General features: G+C 43.9%; 13 protein-coding genes. 8 read left to right on the top strand and 5 right to left on the bottom strand.

All coding sequences use genetic code 11. From position 1 onward, the window contains the following. The first annotated feature begins 20 nt into the window (after positions 1–20). The 3 genes from B3O12_RS04510 (at position 21) to B3O12_RS04500 (ending at position 4376) form a co-directional block, all read left to right on the top strand. Positions 21–953, top strand: a complete 933-nt coding sequence (locus tag B3O12_RS04510; RefSeq protein WP_286755445.1) for an energy transducer TonB — start codon at positions 21–23, stop codon at positions 951–953. Between the two features lie 420 nt (positions 954–1373). Continuing rightward, entirely contained in the window at positions 1374–3149 is a 1776-nt protein-coding gene (locus tag B3O12_RS04505) for an MAC/perforin domain-containing protein (protein ID WP_286755444.1), read from the top strand. A 699-nt stretch (positions 3150–3848) separates the two neighbouring features. Continuing rightward, positions 3849–4376, top strand: coding sequence for a flavodoxin family protein (locus tag B3O12_RS04500; protein ID WP_286755443.1), 528 nt, complete (start codon positions 3849–3851; stop codon positions 4374–4376). 401 nt (positions 4377–4777) lie between these two features. Here the strand turns inward: B3O12_RS04500 and B3O12_RS04495 are convergent, their stop codons facing one another. From B3O12_RS04495 to B3O12_RS04485, 3 genes are all read right to left on the bottom strand, one after another. Beyond that, the gene (locus tag B3O12_RS04495) at positions 4778–8158 is read right to left on the bottom strand and encodes a methylmalonyl-CoA mutase family protein (protein ID WP_286746633.1); all 3381 of its coding nucleotides are present in this window, start codon (positions 8156–8158) and stop codon (positions 4778–4780) included. Between the two features lie 122 nt (positions 8159–8280). Beyond that, positions 8281–10461: a patatin-like phospholipase family protein gene (locus B3O12_RS04490; protein ID WP_286755442.1), complete on the bottom strand. Its 2181-nt coding sequence runs from the start codon at positions 10459–10461 to the stop codon at positions 8281–8283. Continuing rightward, positions 10458–11633 carry a THUMP domain-containing class I SAM-dependent RNA methyltransferase gene (locus B3O12_RS04485; protein WP_286755441.1) on the bottom strand — a complete coding sequence of 392 codons (1176 nt, stop codon included), beginning with the start codon at positions 11631–11633 and terminating at the stop codon, positions 10458–10460. The genes B3O12_RS04490 and B3O12_RS04485 overlap by 4 nt, the downstream gene beginning before the upstream one ends. A 475-nt stretch (positions 11634–12108) precedes the next feature. Here B3O12_RS04485 and B3O12_RS04480 point away from each other — a divergent pair, with 475 nt between their 5' ends. Genes B3O12_RS04480 through B3O12_RS04470 form a run of 3 tightly spaced genes read left to right on the top strand, consistent with a single transcriptional unit; the run spans position 12109 to position 14322 of the window. After that, complete coding sequence (locus B3O12_RS04480) at positions 12109–12636, top strand: DUF4494 domain-containing protein (RefSeq protein ID WP_286755440.1); 528 nt, start codon at positions 12109–12111, stop codon at positions 12634–12636. Next, complete coding sequence (locus B3O12_RS04475; protein ID WP_286755439.1) at positions 12620–12880, top strand: hypothetical protein; 261 nt, start codon at positions 12620–12622, stop codon at positions 12878–12880. Before B3O12_RS04480 ends, B3O12_RS04475 begins: the two co-directional genes overlap by 17 nt. Before the next feature lie 59 nt (positions 12881–12939). Continuing rightward, entirely contained in the window at positions 12940–14322 is a 1383-nt protein-coding gene (locus B3O12_RS04470; protein ID WP_286755438.1) for an HTTM domain-containing protein, read from the top strand. Positions 14323–14452: 130 nt separating this feature from the next. Here the strand turns inward: B3O12_RS04470 and B3O12_RS04465 are convergent, their stop codons facing one another. Continuing rightward, on the bottom strand, positions 14453–15295 hold the full coding sequence (locus B3O12_RS04465; RefSeq protein ID WP_286755436.1) for a sterol desaturase family protein: 843 nt from the start codon (positions 15293–15295) through the stop codon (positions 14453–14455). A 108-nt stretch (positions 15296–15403) separates the two neighbouring features. Here B3O12_RS04465 and B3O12_RS04460 point away from each other — a divergent pair, with 108 nt between their 5' ends. Both B3O12_RS04460 and B3O12_RS04455 read left to right on the top strand, forming a co-directional pair. Continuing rightward, on the top strand, positions 15404–15955 hold the full coding sequence (locus B3O12_RS04460; RefSeq protein WP_189629385.1) for a PepSY-associated TM helix domain-containing protein: 552 nt from the start codon (positions 15404–15406) through the stop codon (positions 15953–15955). Between the two features lie 137 nt (positions 15956–16092). Next, positions 16093–17688, top strand: coding sequence for a M1 family metallopeptidase (locus B3O12_RS04455; protein ID WP_286755435.1), 1596 nt, complete (start codon positions 16093–16095; stop codon positions 17686–17688). 121 nt (positions 17689–17809) lie between these two features. Here the strand turns inward: B3O12_RS04455 and B3O12_RS04450 are convergent, their stop codons facing one another. Further along, complete coding sequence (locus B3O12_RS04450) at positions 17810–18262, bottom strand: 3-oxoacyl-ACP synthase (RefSeq protein ID WP_286755434.1); 453 nt, start codon at positions 18260–18262, stop codon at positions 17810–17812. Positions 18263–18506: the final 244 nt, after the last annotated feature.

Below are 18506 nucleotides of genomic sequence, written 5' to 3'. Positions count from 1 at the left end.
CTCCTTTAAAAAACTGATCTATGCGCACACTTATTCTTTCGGGAGTTTGCCTCCTTTTGTCTTTTAACCTCTTTTCTCAAGCCAACGACACCACATACTATTCAGCTTATCATGTACATCTTGATGATTCAGAAAAAGAACATGCGGCATACTATGAGCTAAACAATGGTAAAAATAGAGAAGGCAAAGTAGATCGCTTTTTCCCTAGTCATGAGCCCTACGGTTATGCCCATTACAAACAGAATATCTTGGAGGGCTTTAGCCGAACCCTGTTTAAAAATGGTAGGCTAAAAGAGGAAGGAAACCATAGCAAGCTTACCAAAATCGGTGTTTGGAAACTTGGTTTTGAAAATGGTCAATCCTTTGCAACTCTCGAGTTTGGGGGCGACAATAGCCCCAATCTCTATACCGTAATTAGTTTATTAGATTCTCTTGGAAATACTTTAGTAAAGGATGGATCTGGTTTTTATAAGGGACCCGAACCGTTTAATATGGAAGCGACAATTGAGGGAGAATTCAGGTCGGGTATTAAAGTGGGTGAATGGGTAAGAAAAAAAGAGGGCCGCACGCTCGATAAAGAGAACTATTCTGAATTAGGTGAGTTTGTTTCGGGCACCAGTTGGGACAAAGAGGGCAATATATATCACTACACAGAAAGGGAGGTTCAAGCAGAATATGTAGGAGGCGTGGAGGGTTGGCACAAACACTTGCAACGAAACTTGAAGTACCCGAAAAAGGCTAAAAGGAATAATATTGAGGGGGCTGTGTTTCTTTCGTTTATAGTAGATAAAAACGGTGAGGTGAGTAATGTGGAAGTGCTTAAAGGCATAGGGTATGGCTGTGATGAAGAAGCTATAAGAGTAGTTGAAAGCTCTAAATGGCTACCCGGTTTACAAAGAGGGCAACCCGTGAAGTCAAGAATGGCCTTCCGAATTGTATTTAGGCTTCGCTAAGAGGTATTTTCTACAACTCAATTCATTTTCCGTAGTAGCGATCTCACATAAAAGTAACCTGAGTTCGATGTAAGAAAAGAACTTCATGCCGGAAAAACAGGCCTTAAACTCTCAAAAAGGGCTGTTTTATCCGGTATCTCAACAGAGCCTAAATGAGATTGCGGATATTTTCCTTTGCGTATGTGAAGTTTTCAGAGGAAAATTCCGCAATGACCTCCTAAGAGGGGATATTTTACTACTTACATCGAACTCAGGTTAAATTATAATCGGAATAACACAAGGTCAAAAACGAAAGACAGATTGCAAAAGCAAGTATTTTTACTTCGCTTACAGGAATCGGTATTTTTTCCTGTTTTTCATTGCATGTTTTGACAGATCAGAATTCTAGTTAATTTGACTAGAAATTACACTTAAAAAAACATGGTCTCAACATCTGTACAAAACAAGGTGGTTTTGCCTCCATCTCAATTCATATTACAATCCTTCAATTTAGTGGATCAGAATCTGGCACAAGACTTAAAGGAAATAGTCAACAACCTAAATGATATCCGGTCTGATAACTTTAAGCAAAATCTTTCCAATTACATCACCCAACAAACATCTCAGCAGATTAATTCTGCCACATTTAAAGTTGAAAGTAGCCAACAAAGCAGCTTTGAATCAATTGCTGCTTCCTTTGGGGTTGAAGGAAGCTTCGGTTTTTACAGTGGTTCTGTGAAAGCCTCTATGATGCATGATGAGTATAAGACTTCTTCCTCTTTTAGCAGTTCATGTATTGGAGAAGTCAACACTGGAACCACATATCTGTCCAATACAGCGGAATTGACAGATCAAAACCTCACGGAATTCTTTGACGAACAATTTGTAAATGATCTAAGATCAGTTAATTCTTTAGCTTCAGCGAAAGCATTTGTCAATAAATATGGTACTCATATAGCCACCGGCTGGAATCTGGGCGGCTCCTTCTCAATTCATATAAGCGCGGCCACCGAAACCTATGATGACCAAACCCAAATTGAATCCCAGGTTAAGGCGGCCTACCAAAGTGTAGTTTCTGTCACAGCTTCAGCCAACGCTGCTTATAATTTAAATGCAAAAGGACTACAAAAAGGTTTTAAACAAGAAGTACTTGTAGTAGGCGGAAGTGCTGTAGCCGCAGGTTCAATAGACATTACTCAATCTTCAACCAACATAGATTCATGGGTTAAATCCTGTAGCGTGGATACTACATACGGCTTATACAAGTCAATATCTATGGTTGATTTGGCACAAGCTACAGAAAACGTAGCAGCAGCTAAGTTTATTCAACAATACATTGATCTTTTTATTCTAAAGTATAGCCTTGAGAACCCAACTCTTTTCTCAGACTATACTTCATTAGTTCAGTACCAGACTGTTTCTAAAACGGTATCAATTACTAAGAGCCATTACAAAATTGTTTCTGGTGGAGCAAGAGTATCTCCTATGAAGAATTCGCATAGTTTTTTAACAGGATGTTTTCCAAACACTCAACAAATACCTAATGGTGGAGGGCTACTAGAGATTACAGGCTGGACTGCCACCTGCCATGACTGCATGGTTCCAGCCGACACTTCTGGCCATCTTACCTCCTATGCCTTAGCCGTCTATGATCCTGGGAACTATCTAGAGGTATTCATAAGCGCTTCTCCAGGTACAAACCCCTTTGCAGGAGGCGATACCGCTCAAAATATGTCTGTAGCAAATTTTGTAATGACCGGTGGGGGGTGTCAAACTACCATCTTAAGTGGAAATCATAGCAAGTTCATTGTTAGTAACGGTCCACGACAAGTCAATGGCTCTTGGGTGTCGTGGCAGGCTAGCGCATGCGATTATGTTGGAGCTGCTTCAGAAGTGGAGCTAGTAGGGTATGCTATTGGAATTCGTAGTGATTATTTAAATATTACTGGCACCGTATATCAACGTCAAAGCTCTCAGGAAGTACAGCATGGTAATCAGCAAGCCCAAGTTGCCGGTGGTCAAAAATTGATTGGGGGAGGAGTTGTTCTAGGAGCAGTAACCAATGGTGGAGACGGCAATTTAGTAAGACAGTCTTATCCGTTAAACTCTACCACATGGACCGAGTTTAATAAGGACTTGAACGGCAGTAATTCACCTTGTTTTGTTACAGCCTATGCAATAGGAGTCACGGTACAAATTAAGGGTTTAGAGGATTAAGCGAATAGAATGACCACATACCTGGGAGCCTGCCACTTTGAGGGTTGCAGGCTCTCAAGTGTATAATGAGCCGCTTTTACTTAATTTCACTTAACAAAACAACTACACGTTTCTGGGATACTAACTACCAAACAAACGGATTGCCTGTTGGTTTGGCCAGTGGTGTGCCTCCAACTAATACTTGTTGAGAACGAGGATTCGGAGAAGTCGCTTTGTAATCGATACACCTTCATTCACAGACTTTATTTTTATAGGTAGTTTAGATTAAAGTATTTAAAGCACTTAAGCATTTCGCCTTTCGATTTATTGCTTTTAGGCACTCTCCGTCACCCAACTAGTCCTCGTTTGTAAGCAAGAGTCGCCTTGTAATCGGCATTGTGGCCAAGAGCTTCCTAAACCACCGGTCGGACCACTTGGAGTGGTCCGACCGGTGATTGAGCCTCCCATGCCTGCGGTGTGCAGATGCGCAAGAATGACGGCAGCGAATTGATTTTATAGTCTTTAATGATCTTTAATCGAAGGGCAACCATGGCCCACTTTAAACTTAAAAGCTTGAATTTTGAACCAATGGCGATACTGCCCTGCCGCCAACGAGCCCTGGCTTATTTCGATTTATAATTGACGATCTTATCCCATAGAACCACCAAGTAACGAAACAAAGCTCTCGAACTATTCATAGCCCGGAGCTGTTGCGATCCTATGAGTTTTAAAACCAAGCCCCTGGTTATTGTAGGGAGTGCAAGAAGTGATAGCAACACCTTAAAACTGGTGAATGAGGTTTTTGCTCCGGGAGAAGCAAATATTATGGACTTGCAAAACTTCTTTTTTGAAGGCTATTCCTATAGTCAGCGCTACCCGGCCAATGATGAATTCAATCAACTGGCAAGGGCCGTGCACGAGTCACAAACTATTGTGTTTGCTACACCGGTGTATTGGTATGCCATGAGCGGAATAATGAAAACCTTCTTCGACAGACTCACGGATTTAACCGAAAGACACAAAGCCATGGGTAAACAACTGGCAGGTAAACATACATTTTTGCTTTCAGTAGGTGCCAGTCCGGAACTCCCTGAAGGCTTTGAAGTTCCTTTCAGGAATAGCTCCATATACTTTGATATGCTATATCAGGGTATGCTATATCGTGACACCTCTGCCAATAAGTTGCCGAAGAATTTTGAAGACCAAGTATACCGTTTTCGAAAGAAGGTTTTGAAGTTACTCCACTAACCCTTGCTTATAACGAAGGTTCGGAGGAGTCGATTGGTACTCGGCATCCTCACTTACAATCATCAAACGGATCGCCACGTCTTAAAGAATTTATTTTATTCCATGTCTGCCGACCTTTAGGCCGGCTCGCAATCACCAAATCCGGTTGGCTTGGCGAACTTTACTTACTGGTCTGACCACTAGTTCGTGCCATTGCCAACTCTTTATTTCTGATTAGCTCACTACTAGTATATTCTCTGCCAGTGATTCGGAGACTCCCGCCTGCGCGGGAATGACAATCCAAAACACTGATTTCCTATCAACTGATGTCCGCCCCCCTTAATCCCGAAATGGGTGCTAAAAAATGGGGTTTCAGGCCCTGATCTCTGATCACCGATTAACTGATCACCACCGCAGAAACATTACATGTTCCTACGATACTGCCCACCTACCTCAAACAAGGCACTGGTGATTTGACCCAGTGAGCAATACTTACAAGCCTCCATTAGTTCTTCAAACATATTTTGGTTTTGAATAGCGGCTTTCTGTACCCTGTCAATCATTTCTTTGGCCTTTTGAGCATTGCCCTTATGCAGATTGCCCAACATGCTGATCTGGTACTCCTTCTCCTCCGTAGTAGCTCTAATTACCTCTTTGGGCTGAACCGTTGGAGAGCCCTTAGAACTCAGGAAGGTATTCACACCAATAATTGGGAATTCTCCGGTATGCTTGAGCGTCTCGTAGTAAAGCGACTCTTCCTGAATCTTGCTGCGCTGATACATGGTTTCCATGGCTCCTAACACACCCCCTCTTTCGGTGATTCGATCGAATTCGGCTAAAACAGCCTCCTCTACTAGGTCCGTTAGCTCTTCTATAATGAACGAGCCCTGCATAGGGTTCTCATTTTTAGCCAGCCCCAGTTCTTTGTTAATGATGAGCTGAATGGCCATGGCTCTTCTTACCGACTCTTCTGTTGGAGTTGTAATAGCTTCATCGTAGGCATTGGTATGAAGAGAGTTACAGTTATCGTAAATAGCATACAAGGCCTGTAACGTGGTTCTTATATCGTTGAAGTCAATTTCCTGCGCGTGCAACGATCGCCCTGAAGTCTGGATATGGTATTTGAGCATTTGGGCCCGTGAGTTGGCTCCATACTTATTTTTCAAAGCTTTCGCCCAAATTCTTCTGGCCACACGGCCAATCACCGCATACTCCGGATCTATACCATTGGAAAAGAAGAATGAAAGGTTTGGTCCAAAGGCGTTAATATCCATGCCCCGGCTTAGGTAGTACTCTACGTAGGTAAAGCCATTGGCCAATGTAAAAGCCAACTGGGTAATTGGATTAGCTCCTGCTTCGGCAATATGATAGCCCGAAATAGAAACGGAGTAGAAGTTTCTAACTAAGTGTTCGATAAAGTACTCCTGAACATCGCCCATTAGTCTAAGGGCAAACTCAGTAGAGAAAATACATGTGTTTTGCGCCTGATCTTCTTTCAGAATATCGGCCTGCACTGTTCCGCGTACTACAGAAAGGGTTTTAGCCTTTATCTGGTTATATACATCGGCCGGTAATACCTGATCGCCCGTTACCCCAAGCAACATAAGCCCGAGCCCATCATTACCTTCGGGCAGTTCACCCTGATATTGCGGTCTAGCTACTCCTTTTTCTTTATAAATGGCTTCAATCTTGGCATTTACTTCATCTTCCAGACCATTCTCCTTGATGTAGATTTCGCACTGCTGGTCAATGGCTGCATTCATAAAGAAGCCTAAGAGCATTGGAGCCGGACCATTGATGGTCATTGAAACCGATGTGGTCGGATCGCACAAATTGAAGCCTGAATAGAGCTTTTTAGCGTCATCCAAGCAGCAAATACTTACCCCTGAGTTACCAATTTTTCCATAAATATCCGGCCTGTAGTCGGGGTCGTTACCATAAAGTGTCACGGAATCGAATGCCGTGGAAAGCCTTGCGGCCGGCATGCCCAAGCTTACATAATGAAAGCGTCTGTTGGTTCTTTCCGGGCCACCTTCTCCCGCGAACATACGGGTAGGATCTTCGCCTTCTCTTTTGAAAGGGTAGATTCCCGCGGTGTATGGAAACTCTCCCGGCACATTTTCCTGCAAAGACCAGCGAATTACATCGCCCCAGCTTCTGAATTTAGGCAGTGATACTTTCGGTATTTGAGTATGCGATAACGATTCGGTATGGGTCTTAATTTTAATTTCCTTGTCACGAACCTTGAAGGAATAAACAGGGTCCGAATATTTTCTTTTCTTTTCTTCCCACTGCTCAATGAGTTGCCAGTTGTAAGGATCGAGGTCCATTTTGACTTGCTCAAAAGATTCTTGTAGGCCTTTAATCAGCCTATCGCGGTCTGCAATGGTAGAGTCTTTTAGGGTATCGATAGACCTCTGGAGTCCATATAGTTTGTCTGCTACCTCGGCCTGTGTTAGTGCTGTGGCATCGTATGCCCGGTTTGTTTCGGCAATTTCAGAAAGGTATCGGGTTCGGTTAGGCGGAATCACGTAGACCTTCTCCGACATTTCATTGGTAATCTCAAAAGTAGACTTTAGATCGGCCTGTGTTTTCTCCACAATCTTATCCATAATGGACTTGTAGAGCGAATTCATGCCCGGATCGTTAAATTGGGACGCAATGGTGCCAAACACCGGCATATCATCAATTTTGGCGTTCCAAAGCCCGTGATTACGCTGGTACTGTTTTTTTACATCGCGCAAGGCATCGAGAGCACCACGTTTGTCGAATTTGTTGAGGGCAATTATGTCGGCAAAGTCGAGCATATCTATTTTCTCCAACTGAGTTGCTGCTCCATACTCCGGTGTCATTACGTAAAGAGAAACATCGGAGTGATCGAGAATTTCCGTATCGCTCTGACCTATGCCTGAGGTCTCTAAAATAATGAGATCATATTCCGCGGCCTTCAGCACCTGAACCGCCTCGCGCACATGCTTGGACAAGGCCAGGTTGGACTGACGCGTAGCCAGCGAGCGCATATATACCCGCGGGTTGTTAATGGAGTTCATGCGAATTCGGTCGCCCAACAGGGCTCCACCCGTTTTTCGCTTGGAAGGGTCTACCGAGATAATACCAATGCGCTTTTCCTTAAAGTCGATCAAAAACCTTCTTACCAATTCATCGACCAACGATGATTTTCCGGCTCCTCCGGTTCCGGTTATTCCGAGCACCGGTGTCTTTACCGCCTCTGCCAGTTGGTGAACTTTATCCAGTTCAGATTTAGATTCTTCCGGGTAGTTTTCTGCAGCCGATATAACTCTGGCTATAGATTTTACATCCTTTTCTTTTAAGTGATTTACCTCTCCGTTTAAGTTTTGTCCGGTAGGAAAATCGCACTGCTTCACCATGTCATTTATCATTCCCTGCAGTCCCATGGCGCGGCCATCGTCCGGTGAATAAATGCGCGTAATGCCATAGTCCATTAGCTCTTTTATTTCTTCCGGAAGAATTACTCCTCCACCTCCTCCAAAGATTCTAATGTGTCCGGCACCCTTCTCCTTGAGTAAGTCATACATATACTTGAAGTACTCGTTATGTCCCCCCTGGTAAGACGTCATGGCTATGGCTTGGGCATCTTCTTGAATTGCCGTGTTCACCACTTCCTCCACGCTACGGTCGTGTCCGAGGTGAATTACCTCGCAACCGGTGGCCTGAATAATTCTGCGCATAATATTAATGGCCGCATCGTGACCATCGAACAATGAGGCGGCAGTAACAATTCTAATCTTATTCTTGGGTTTATAAGGAGCTACTTCTTGCATATATCATCCATTTCTAGAAGGGCAAATTTAGCCAAAATGAGACTTTTTCCTAACACTTGTTAGGATAGCTTTTTACACCGCTCATTAAAACGGTTAAAACCATTGGCAGGCTTTAATCTCTCTTACTTTAACTTTTGCAGAGCCCATTGGTTTTCGGGCAAATGAATAGATTCTACTATGTTTTGCTTTTCGAATTCTGTGAGTCGCCAGCTCAGCGATGCCCTGTTGAGGGTTTGATAGGTATATTGAAACTCTACCCTTTTGAGATGATCTCCAAAAATCTCTTTGGTGAGTTCATACCACTGGTCGTTCTTTATGGTCTGCACCTTATCCCAACTCTTGTAAACCGACTGTATTGGGGAGAAGAACCGCTCCATTACGTTTTGTGGTTCGGGCGCGGTAAGCTCGTCTTCTTTGCTGGAATCGCGAATGGTAATGAACACCACCTCGCTGGTATTTTCCATAATCCACTCTTTGAACACATTGAGAAAAATAAGTCCGTCTACAATCCCATAATTATCAGAAATACCGGCATCGGCAATTTGAATAGGCGGTTCGGTGGGCAAGGTTATGGTGGGCACCACATAGGGAAAAGTAGCACTCATTCGAAGGGCTGTAAGAAACCGCAAACTATCGGGCTGATGTTCCCTAAGCAGCGACCTGAAATCTACGCCTTGTACAATGGTATTTTCCTCATCGCGGTAGTTCAAAAAGCTTACCGGATGTGGCGAAATATAGAGTTTACGACCATCATTGGTAATAAGCGGGCTCACCAAAAGTGCAGGAATCTCTCCCCTGTATTCGGGTGAACGATAATCGGCCAGAGGCCTGTCTAGTGCCCCATTGAGGTTCTTGGCCAGGTTCTGTTCAAACGTATGGCCTCGTTCTACTTTGTATCGCTGCCCGGCATATTCGAACGATTTTACTTTCAGGAAAATATCGTTGATGAGCAGCTTGAAAATTAAAGGATTTAAAATCTGGTTGCCTATCTCGTGTCGATGGATGCTATTCCGAGGATCGTTGCCCAACCAGAAAAGCTCGCGATAAAAGGCAGCGCCAATTAACCCTCCGGAAGCTCCTGTAATGAGAAACGTTTCGTTCATCAACTGCCCTTGCTTTACGGAATCTATATGTTGCAACACATTGGTGGTCCATAATGCAGAACGTTGCCCTCCTCCACTAACAGCAATCAGGTGCATTTTGGGCTTCTCTTGCCCTGTTTTGGCTTTCCAGTTATTGAGCATGTCCAGCCAATAGGCCTTGGAGGCTTCAATATCGTCTTTGCCGGAAATCTCATGGATTTCGTCCAGGTTGTAGGGAGTTTTTCCAACGGTATAGTCTATTCCATAGGCCGGATAACGATAGCCCCAGTTAAACTCACTAAAGAGCAGGTTAAAAATAATAAGCAAGCCAATGGCTGCCGTAACTACCCAGGACCGCAACCAGTAGCTCAGGGCTCCTGTAGCCATAATAATTACCGTGAGCAACAGCACACTGGAGGCCGCTGCCGGAATTTGAAATGCCCTAGACTCCTGAAAAAGACCCAGACCAAAAACCGTGACAATTAGAAAACTCTCTGCAATAATGGCGTTGCGCTGGTTTTGCTTAAAAATGCCAAGAATAGCCACCCGGTCGTAGTACTTTTCGAAACGCTTGGTGGAAAAAAATCCGAGCCTAATAGACACGTAATAGTCGCAACGCACATTGCCCCTGCGCAGCCTTTGCAACTGCCGAAAGGCATTGCGCTTCTGGCTGATGCCGGCCTTAATTTGCTTGCGGGCCTTTTTGCGCATTACGGCCCGAATATCGCGGTTAGTAAGTGTAAAGTAGCTAAAGAGCAACACCAGCATAATTACGAACCCTGTAAATAAACCAAGCAATGAGTTGGCTATTTCACCGGTGCTGTACAGACCGTAATCGCGCTGAAACTGAATAATTTTTACCACATAGAAGGTCATGAAACTGAGTGGTAAAATAGAGTTGTTCAGGCAAAAGTGAGTAAAGGGCCTTGGCAGGGTGCCAAGAAAAGGAAAACGGAATCCGTCAAGAATGTAAGAAGTGATGTTAAAAGCCATGGAAAACCCGGCCAGGCTGAGCCCCATAATAAAAAAGCCCCAAAACCCTACCGAATCGAGGTATATTGGATCGAGAAACAAATAGGGAATGCCCAAATTTTTACCGAAACCACCGGCCACAGTAGAAAACAAGAAAAACCAGTAGAGCAATAAAAACTGATTGTGCTTTATGTGCACCACCAGGAGTTTGATAGGAAAGCTGTGAAAAATAGCGTTTAATGCTTTCAATCCTTTTGTTTTTTGGAGCCCTTGTACAACTCGTACTTCAGTAATCTACATTCAATTTTTGCATTGTAAAAGGGAATTCTTACAGAGGTTCTCAAACCAATGCTTTTAGCCAGGTTCATGTTTCCTGTAAATATAAAACCGGTATAGCCCTGACACCTCTGCTTGAAGAAATCACCGATTTGCCTGTATACCTCCAGTAGCTTCTCTTCTTCTCCCAGTCGTTCACCGTACTCAGGGTTAATCATAATTACTCCCGGCTCTTCCGGCATTTGTGTCTCTCGAAAATCACAAAGCTGAAAATCGATCAGTTCTTCAACACCGGCCGTTTTGGCATTCGCCCGCGCAGCTTTAATGGCATCGCGGTTCATGTCTGAGGCCACAATTTTAAGCCCGGTAGCCGGTGCCTTCATTTGCAATTTGGCTAAGCGCTGATAGCCTTGCCACGACTCTTCATCATAGCCCTTTATGTGCATGAAACCAAAGTTTTCTCTTTCCAGCCCGGGGGCTTTATTGATAGCGAGCAGAGCGGCTTCTATGGCTAAAGTACCACTACCACACATAGGGTTTACGAAGGGTGTCTGAGCATCCCACTCACTGGCCCTTATGGTCGAAGCGGCTAAAGATTCAATCATTGGAGCTTTAAAGGGCAGTTTTCTGTAACCGTGTTTGGCTATGGTTTCACCGGAGGTATCGAAGTAAATCCTTACTTTATCTTCTTTCCAGTAAATGTGAATAACCGTTCGGTCTTTGTTGGGGCCCGAATCCGGGCGTTTGCCGGTTTTTTCTACCATGCGGTCTACAATGGCATCTTTCACCCTCACGTTGGCAAACCTATCGTCTCTAATGGTATCGTTTTTAACATAAGAGGTAATGCTAAAATAGCCATCTGCATGCAAATACTTTTCCCACGGAATAGCTCGCACTCTACTGTATAAATCGTTGGCATTTTTGGCAGGGAAACGCTGTATCTGATAAAGCACACGGCTTCCTGTTCGCAACCACATATTCAGTCGCAGGCAATCGTCCATATAACCCACGGTTTCTACTTCAGAAATATTGGTGGAAACTACCTCAAACCCCAACGCTTCAATTTCGCTGGCCAGCCAGGGGCTTTGCTCAGGAAAACAGGTAACTACTATGGCCGATTTGTAAGGAAAAACTGCGCTACTCATTGGGACGAAATACGGAAGAATTGATGGATTTAAAAAACCAACTATGCCCATGCCTTATCCTTATGTCGTTGGAATAGGAAGCCTTCAGTCGTAGTTAAGCATTGTGTCTCCCTGTCGTCATAAACAGTACCTCCATAGCTTAATCAGCCTAAGTCAGGGTAAGAAAACCAAGGCAGGCAGTACATATTTTCCTACTTCTCATTTTGAACTTGCCCAAAGAACAGCCAAGGCCTCAAACTCATAATGAAAAGTTTATATAAAGCGTCTGAAAACAACTCTGTTGCCATAAAAAAGAATTGCGAGCCCTCTCCTTTTCAGGCTGGCTTTAGGGCTGGCTTCGGTCTTTATTTCTTCACCCAATGGTAATGGAAAGACCGGTTCAATTGAAAATGATCAAATTCACTCGAAAGTGACAATCCAAATTTCTTTTTCATTCTTACCCTCTTAACTTCGCGTTCCAATTAAAAGACATCAAATGAAAACCTGGTTTACCTGCAAAGTCAAATATCAAAAAGAGGACGAGCACGGCCGATTGAAAAATGTAACTGAGGCCTACCTGGCCGATGCCCTTTCGTTTACTGAAGCTGAAGCCCGAATTTATGAAGAGATGGGACAGCGGGTAATGGGCGAGTTTGCCGTAACCAGTATTGCTAAGAGTAAAATAGTAGATGTTTTTGAGTATAAAGATGCCGATCAATTTTACCAGGCCAAGGTATCTTATATGGTGGCCGATGCAGACAGTGGCAAGGAGAAGAAAGTAACTAATATAATGCTGGTTACAGCTCACGATGTAAAGATGGCCTATGAGCGCATTCATGAAAGCCTGAACAACATGTTGGTCACCTTTGTAGTACCGGAGGTTAAAGAATCTCCGATTCTTGAGGTTTTTCATCACTACAAAGACGAAGAAAAGCTTCCTGAAGGTAACTTCAGACCTGTAGCCGAAGTAGAAGCCGAGAGCGTTCATGCCCAAGAAGAAGACGAAGATGAACAAAACATTTAACTCCATAGACCTTTCCATATTCGATTGCCTGAGTGCCAAGCTCAAAGGACAGGGCATTGAAATGGTTGCCCATAGCGGTTATTTGAGCAAAAATGGCATTTCACTCGACTATGCTTTTGACCCTTCGGCACAAACCCTAAGTATACAAAACCTAAAAGTGGGCTTCCCTGCCTCTATGATTGGCATGAATGAGGAGAAAACCATGGGAATATTGGAAAAAGCCATTGAGGAATGTAGGGGTTAGTTAATTTTATAGGTCGTGTACCACAAGGTACCCGCCAATTTTAACCAGACCCTTTTTCAGTGACCTCAAAGCATTCGGGCGAATTATCAGAAATATGGTCCAGACAGTGGAAAGAAAAGCTGTTTGAACCGGTAGACAATGCCTTTCTTCTGTTGTTTAGGGTACTGTTTGGTGGCATCATGTTTTGGGAGGTAACGCGTTACTTCCGCTACGGGTGGATCTACAGGTATTGGATTGAGCCGTACTTTAACTTTAGCTATGCACCCTTTAACTTCAAGCCACTACCGGAAGATTACATGTTTATTCTATGGCTCATTCTGGGGCTTTTAGCTCTTTTTATTGCCATCGGTTTTCTCTATCGCGTTTCGGCCGGTTTGTTTTTCCTTCTCTTTACTTATACCTATCTGCTGGAGCAAGCCCGCTATCTGAATCATTTCTATTTGGTGGTACTTATAAGCTTTCTGCTCATTTTTCTGCCTGCGCACAAAGGATTCTCCGTTGACAGCCTGATTTGGAAAAAACTGCGCAACAGAACGGCTCCACTGTGGACACTCTGGCTCTTAAGGTTCATTATAGCAGTGCCGTATTTCTTTGGAGGCGTTGCCAAACTCAATCCAGACTGGCTGCAGGGCTATCCACTAGCCATGTGGCTTGACCCTGATTTCCCCATCTTAGGCACCTATTTCGAAGAACAATGGATGGTTCTGTTCATTTCATATAGTGGCTTGCTGCTAGACCTGCTCATTGTGCCCTTTTTACTTTGGAAAAAGTCGCGATGGCCGGCATTTATACTCATTACTGCCTTCCACCTAATGAACTCTCAACTCTTTAGCATAGGCATATTTCCGTGGTTTATGATTGGTGCCACTACTATATTCTTTGCTCCTGACTGGCCTAGAAAGCTTTTCGTGCGCTTAAAGCTAGCTCGTCCGGCTGCAGTTGAAACCGACCATGTAATGCCGGGTGTTCGCAAAAGAAAGCTCGTTCTCTGGGCATTGGCCGTTTTTGTGACCTTACAGCTAGTTCTTCCATTCAGGCATTGGTTTATTCCCGGTAATGTGCACTGGACCGAAGGAGGACATCGATATGCCTGGCATATGAAGCTTAGAAGTAAATCGGGCGAAACCAATTTTATCTTGGAAAACAAGGCCAATGGGGAGCGCATACTGGTTGACCTGAGAGGCTACCTGAAAGAATGGCAAATTGATGATATGGAAGGCAAACCTTATATGATTTGGGAGTTTGCCCAGTTTCTGAAGCAAGAATACGCACTGATGGATATGGATGTAATGGTTTTTGCGCAGGCCACTGCATCGCTCAACGGCAGAAAGCCACAACTCATTATTGACCCTACGGTAGATCTGGCCAACGTAAAACGTCCGTGGTGGGGATGGGCCTGGTGGTACTTACCCCTGGAAGAGCCACTTAGAAAGAAGTGGTGAGGTGAGTCTGAAAGCAACTTACCGACAGAATTAAGGCTAAAATTATAGTTTTAAAATATTGAACTGTGGAATATGGCTTATCTTTTTAGCAAATCAACCGATTGACATTTAGCGACTTAAGGAAATACTCCTATTCCCCTCCAAACTTAGTGCCCACCGGAGGTCTATAAGGCTGAAAAGGAATCTTTAGTAGATTACCCATTTCATCATTCTCTTTCGGGTCCATATGGGTATCGATGCCGTACTTCAATTCCCGGGTATCATCTACCTGAGCAAAAGTGCCGAAAATGCGATCCCAGAAAGAGAAGATGTTCCCGTAATTGGTGTCGGTTAAGGGCTGAGTATAATGGTGATGCACCTTATGCATGAGTGGAGTCACAAAAACCCAAGATAAAGCCCTATCCACCGATCTCGGCATGTTGATATTGGCGTGAGTAAGGTGCGCAAACAGCACCGACATACTCTGGTAGAACATGATGATCCACATAGGTGCCCCCACAATAATGGCGGCCAAAATAGTGAACCCTATTCTGAACACGGTTTCTCCGGGATGATGACGCAGCCCTGTAGTTACATCTACCGTAGTGTCGGTATGGTGAACCAAATGAAATTTCCACATCCATTTAACCTTGTGTTCTGTCCAATGCACAAGGTAAGCCCCTATTAAATCGAGAAGAAGTACACCAACTACCAGTTGAGCCCAAAGAGGAAGGTCTATAATATACAATAATCCAAAATGGTTGGCAGCCACCGTATCTGAAGCATACAATAGTGCTCCTGCCAAACCAAACCCAATAATCATAGTGGTGAGGGTAAAGAAAAGGTTAATTCCGGCATGACGAATCTTCTTGTATTGAAAGCGAAAAAGGGGCAGCGTTCCTTCCAGTATCCAAAAGACCACTATACCACCAATTAAGATCCCCGCCCGAAATTCGGTGGGTATATCAGCAAAGAAGTTTACCAGATTTTCCATTCATCAGATTTTCATCTGGCCAATTTAAAAAAATTGTCGGTTGCACTTGTTTCGAATCACTCATCCACTATTTTTGCCGCTATCTATAATCAGTCTAAATAAAATTAAGTGAGAAAGTTTAAGAACTTCTGCCGCAACTACCACCGAGACATTGCCTATTTTTTTGTAGGGCTTATTCTAGCCTTTTCTATTTCAGGAATAGCACTGAACCACAGGAGAACCTTTAACTCGCGTCAATACACCCTCAGTTCGGAACCTCTTACGCTAAACCTGCCAGACACTGAAGAATACAACGATGAGTTAGTGAAATCACTAATTCCGCAGACGGGTGTCGGCAACGAATACCGCAACTTTAGAATACAAAACGGTAACCTAAGAATCTACTTTCAAGATGCTATGGCAGAGGTAAGTCTGGAAAACGGAGAAGGTACTCTGGACTTTTTTGGCCGAAGATATGGACTGGCCGAAATGGCCGACTTGCACCAAACCACCAACTCGGCCTGGATATGGTATTCCGATATTTTTGGTGGCGCCATGATCATCATTGCGCTAACGGGTATGTTCATTGCCAGTGGTAAGTATAGCTTTAAGAAAAGAGGTTGGTGGCTGGCCCTTGCCGGAGTGGCTTTCCCTTTGGTTTTCCTCTTTTGGCTGGCTTGAAAAATTTGATTTCAAACAAGTTTAATCGACTTCAAATTCTGATTTAACCAGTACTCCATCAATTCTTTGATTCATTTTCAAAACAGAGGGAGGTAGAAATCATTTCCCAATAATCACTTTTTAGTTAGCTTGGTAAAATGAAACGATTCATTCTTACCTCTATACTACTGGGGCTTCTATCGGTTGGTGTATATGGCCAAAAGCACTACGAAAGGTTAGCCACCATTGATGTGCAACATTATCATTTTGAACTACAACTAACAGATGTAAATGACCAAATTACAGGCATTGCTCACGTAACTGTTCACTTCTTAAAAGACAGCCCGGACTTTCACTTTGACCTGGTGAACGAAAACAACGGAAAAGGAATGAAGGTAAATGTGGTAATGGCCAATAGCAAACGCATTGATTTTAGCCACAAAAACAACCAACTTACTCTTAACTATCCGGCAAAATCGGGAGAAAGGGTCACCTTTCTCATAGCCTATGAAGGAGTTCCTGCTAACGGTCTGATTATTTCTAAAAACAAGTATGGCGACCGCACCTTTTTTGGTGACAACTGGCCTGATCGCGGAAAGCACTGGCTGCCCATTGTGGATCACCCTTCTGACAAAGCTACGGTGGAGTGGATTGTGACAGCCCCTGCACATTATCAGGTTATTGGCAACGGAAAACTGGTTGAGCGATCGAACATCGATGACAAGTTAACCCTTACTCACTGGAGATCGGAAGTGGCCATTCCTACTAAAGTAATGGTTATTGGAGCTGCCCGGTTTGCGATTCAAAATACCGGAGATATTTATGGCATTCCAATTTCTGCCTGGGTGTATCCGCAAGATCGGGAAAAAGGCTTTCATGACTATGCCCTTGCCCTACCCATCACCGATTGGTTCATTAACCATGTTGGCCCCTACCCCTTTTCCAAACTGGCCAACGTACAATCTAAAACACAGTTTGGCGGAATGGAGAATGCCTCCAATATCTTCTATTCCGAAAACTCTGTAAATGGGCAGCGCACCTCTGAAGGATTAATTGCTCATGAAATAGCCCACCAATGGTTCGGCAACTCAGCCTCTGAAGCCAACTGGCATCATGTATGGCTGAGCGAAGGCTTTGCTACCTACTTTACTAACCTGTACATGGAGCAGAAATATGGACGCGACAATTTTGTGCAGCGTGTAAAAGAGCAGCGCCAGCAAATCATTGATTATAGCAAACAAAACCGAGTGCCCGTTGTAAACAAAGCCATAGAAGATTATATGCAACTGCTCAATACCAACTCTTATCAAAAAGGCGGCTGGGTATTGCACATGCTCAGAAAAGAAGTGGGCGATGAACTGTTTTGGCAAGCCATCCGCACCTATTATGCCAGGTACAAACTAGCCAACGCCTATACCGAAGACCTCAGAAAGGTATTCGAAGAAGTCAGTGGACTGGACTTGGCGCAATTCTTTAAGCAGTGGATAATGCAGGCCGGACAACCGAAGATAGAAGCCACATGGGCCTACAAAAACGGAAAGTTGGAAATGGAAATCAACCAGCGCCAACAGGGAGAGTTTTTATTTGATCTGGAAGTGAAAATCACCTACCCCAACGGACGGTCGGAGCTCCGCAAAATTCCGGTACACCAAAAACAGATGGTATGGTCTCCCGAACTGAGTACCCGACCTTCAAAGATTGAGTTAGACCCTAATAGCTGGCTACTTTTTGAAGGCCAACTGACCGAAAATTAGATTATCTGATAGCACCTGGCCAGAAGACCCTGAAGCACTTACAATGATCAGTAGTTGCTTCAGGTGGCCTTTAATACAGTCTAATTCCAAAAAAGCAGAAGGATAAAATACCTGAAACTACTCAGGCAATGGCAATAATACGCTCCATCTTACCTGCGAAAGCAATGGAATGATTAACTTCCTTTCCCATTAGCTCTTTACCTATGGGCGATACGGGGGAAATCACAAAGACATCTTTACCCCCTACGGTTATTTTTCCCAACGAAACGGCAATGTAGAAAAGCACCGTTGATGTACGGACCAACGAGCCCTGGATAATTTTGGAAGCACTATGCTCTATGTTGAGGCTTTCCAGCACTTTACGCATCTGCCGCGCATCGTCCAATTGTTCACTTACCTTCTCCTGCTCCAACCCAACCATTTCGCGAGAAGTCTCATACTTATCGCCCATTGAGCTTTTCGTATCTGAGGCTGCAGACTCGCTCAGGCTTCTGAGCTCGGCCTCCAAGGTATTGATGCGTGCACCGACTTTCTCCGAACACATTCGGAAAACGTCCCTTTTCAACTCCAACATGGTGCAAAGAAATGAAATAGTTTTGAGATTTTTTATAAGCCTTACTGCAGCCCAATTAAAGTTTTTACTAAGCCGGCCTGAGCCTCAAATAAACGCCTAGACATCTGCATAAAGACTCCCAGAACTTAGCGATACTTTTCCATATCCGCTTGCCATTATAGCCTCATATTTTAAGAACACTCCCTTCCAAAGGAATCTAATTTAGACTAGTCCACAACCTAAAATAACCTGAGTTCGATGTAAG

Origin of the sequence: Roseivirga sp. UBA838, from assembly GCF_002296035.1 — a bacterium.
In the GTDB taxonomy this organism is placed as follows: Bacteria; Bacteroidota; Bacteroidia; order Cytophagales; family Cyclobacteriaceae; genus Roseivirga; species Roseivirga thermotolerans.
Note: the sequence above shows the minus strand (reverse complement) of the source record. Positions and strands in the feature narration are given on the sequence as shown.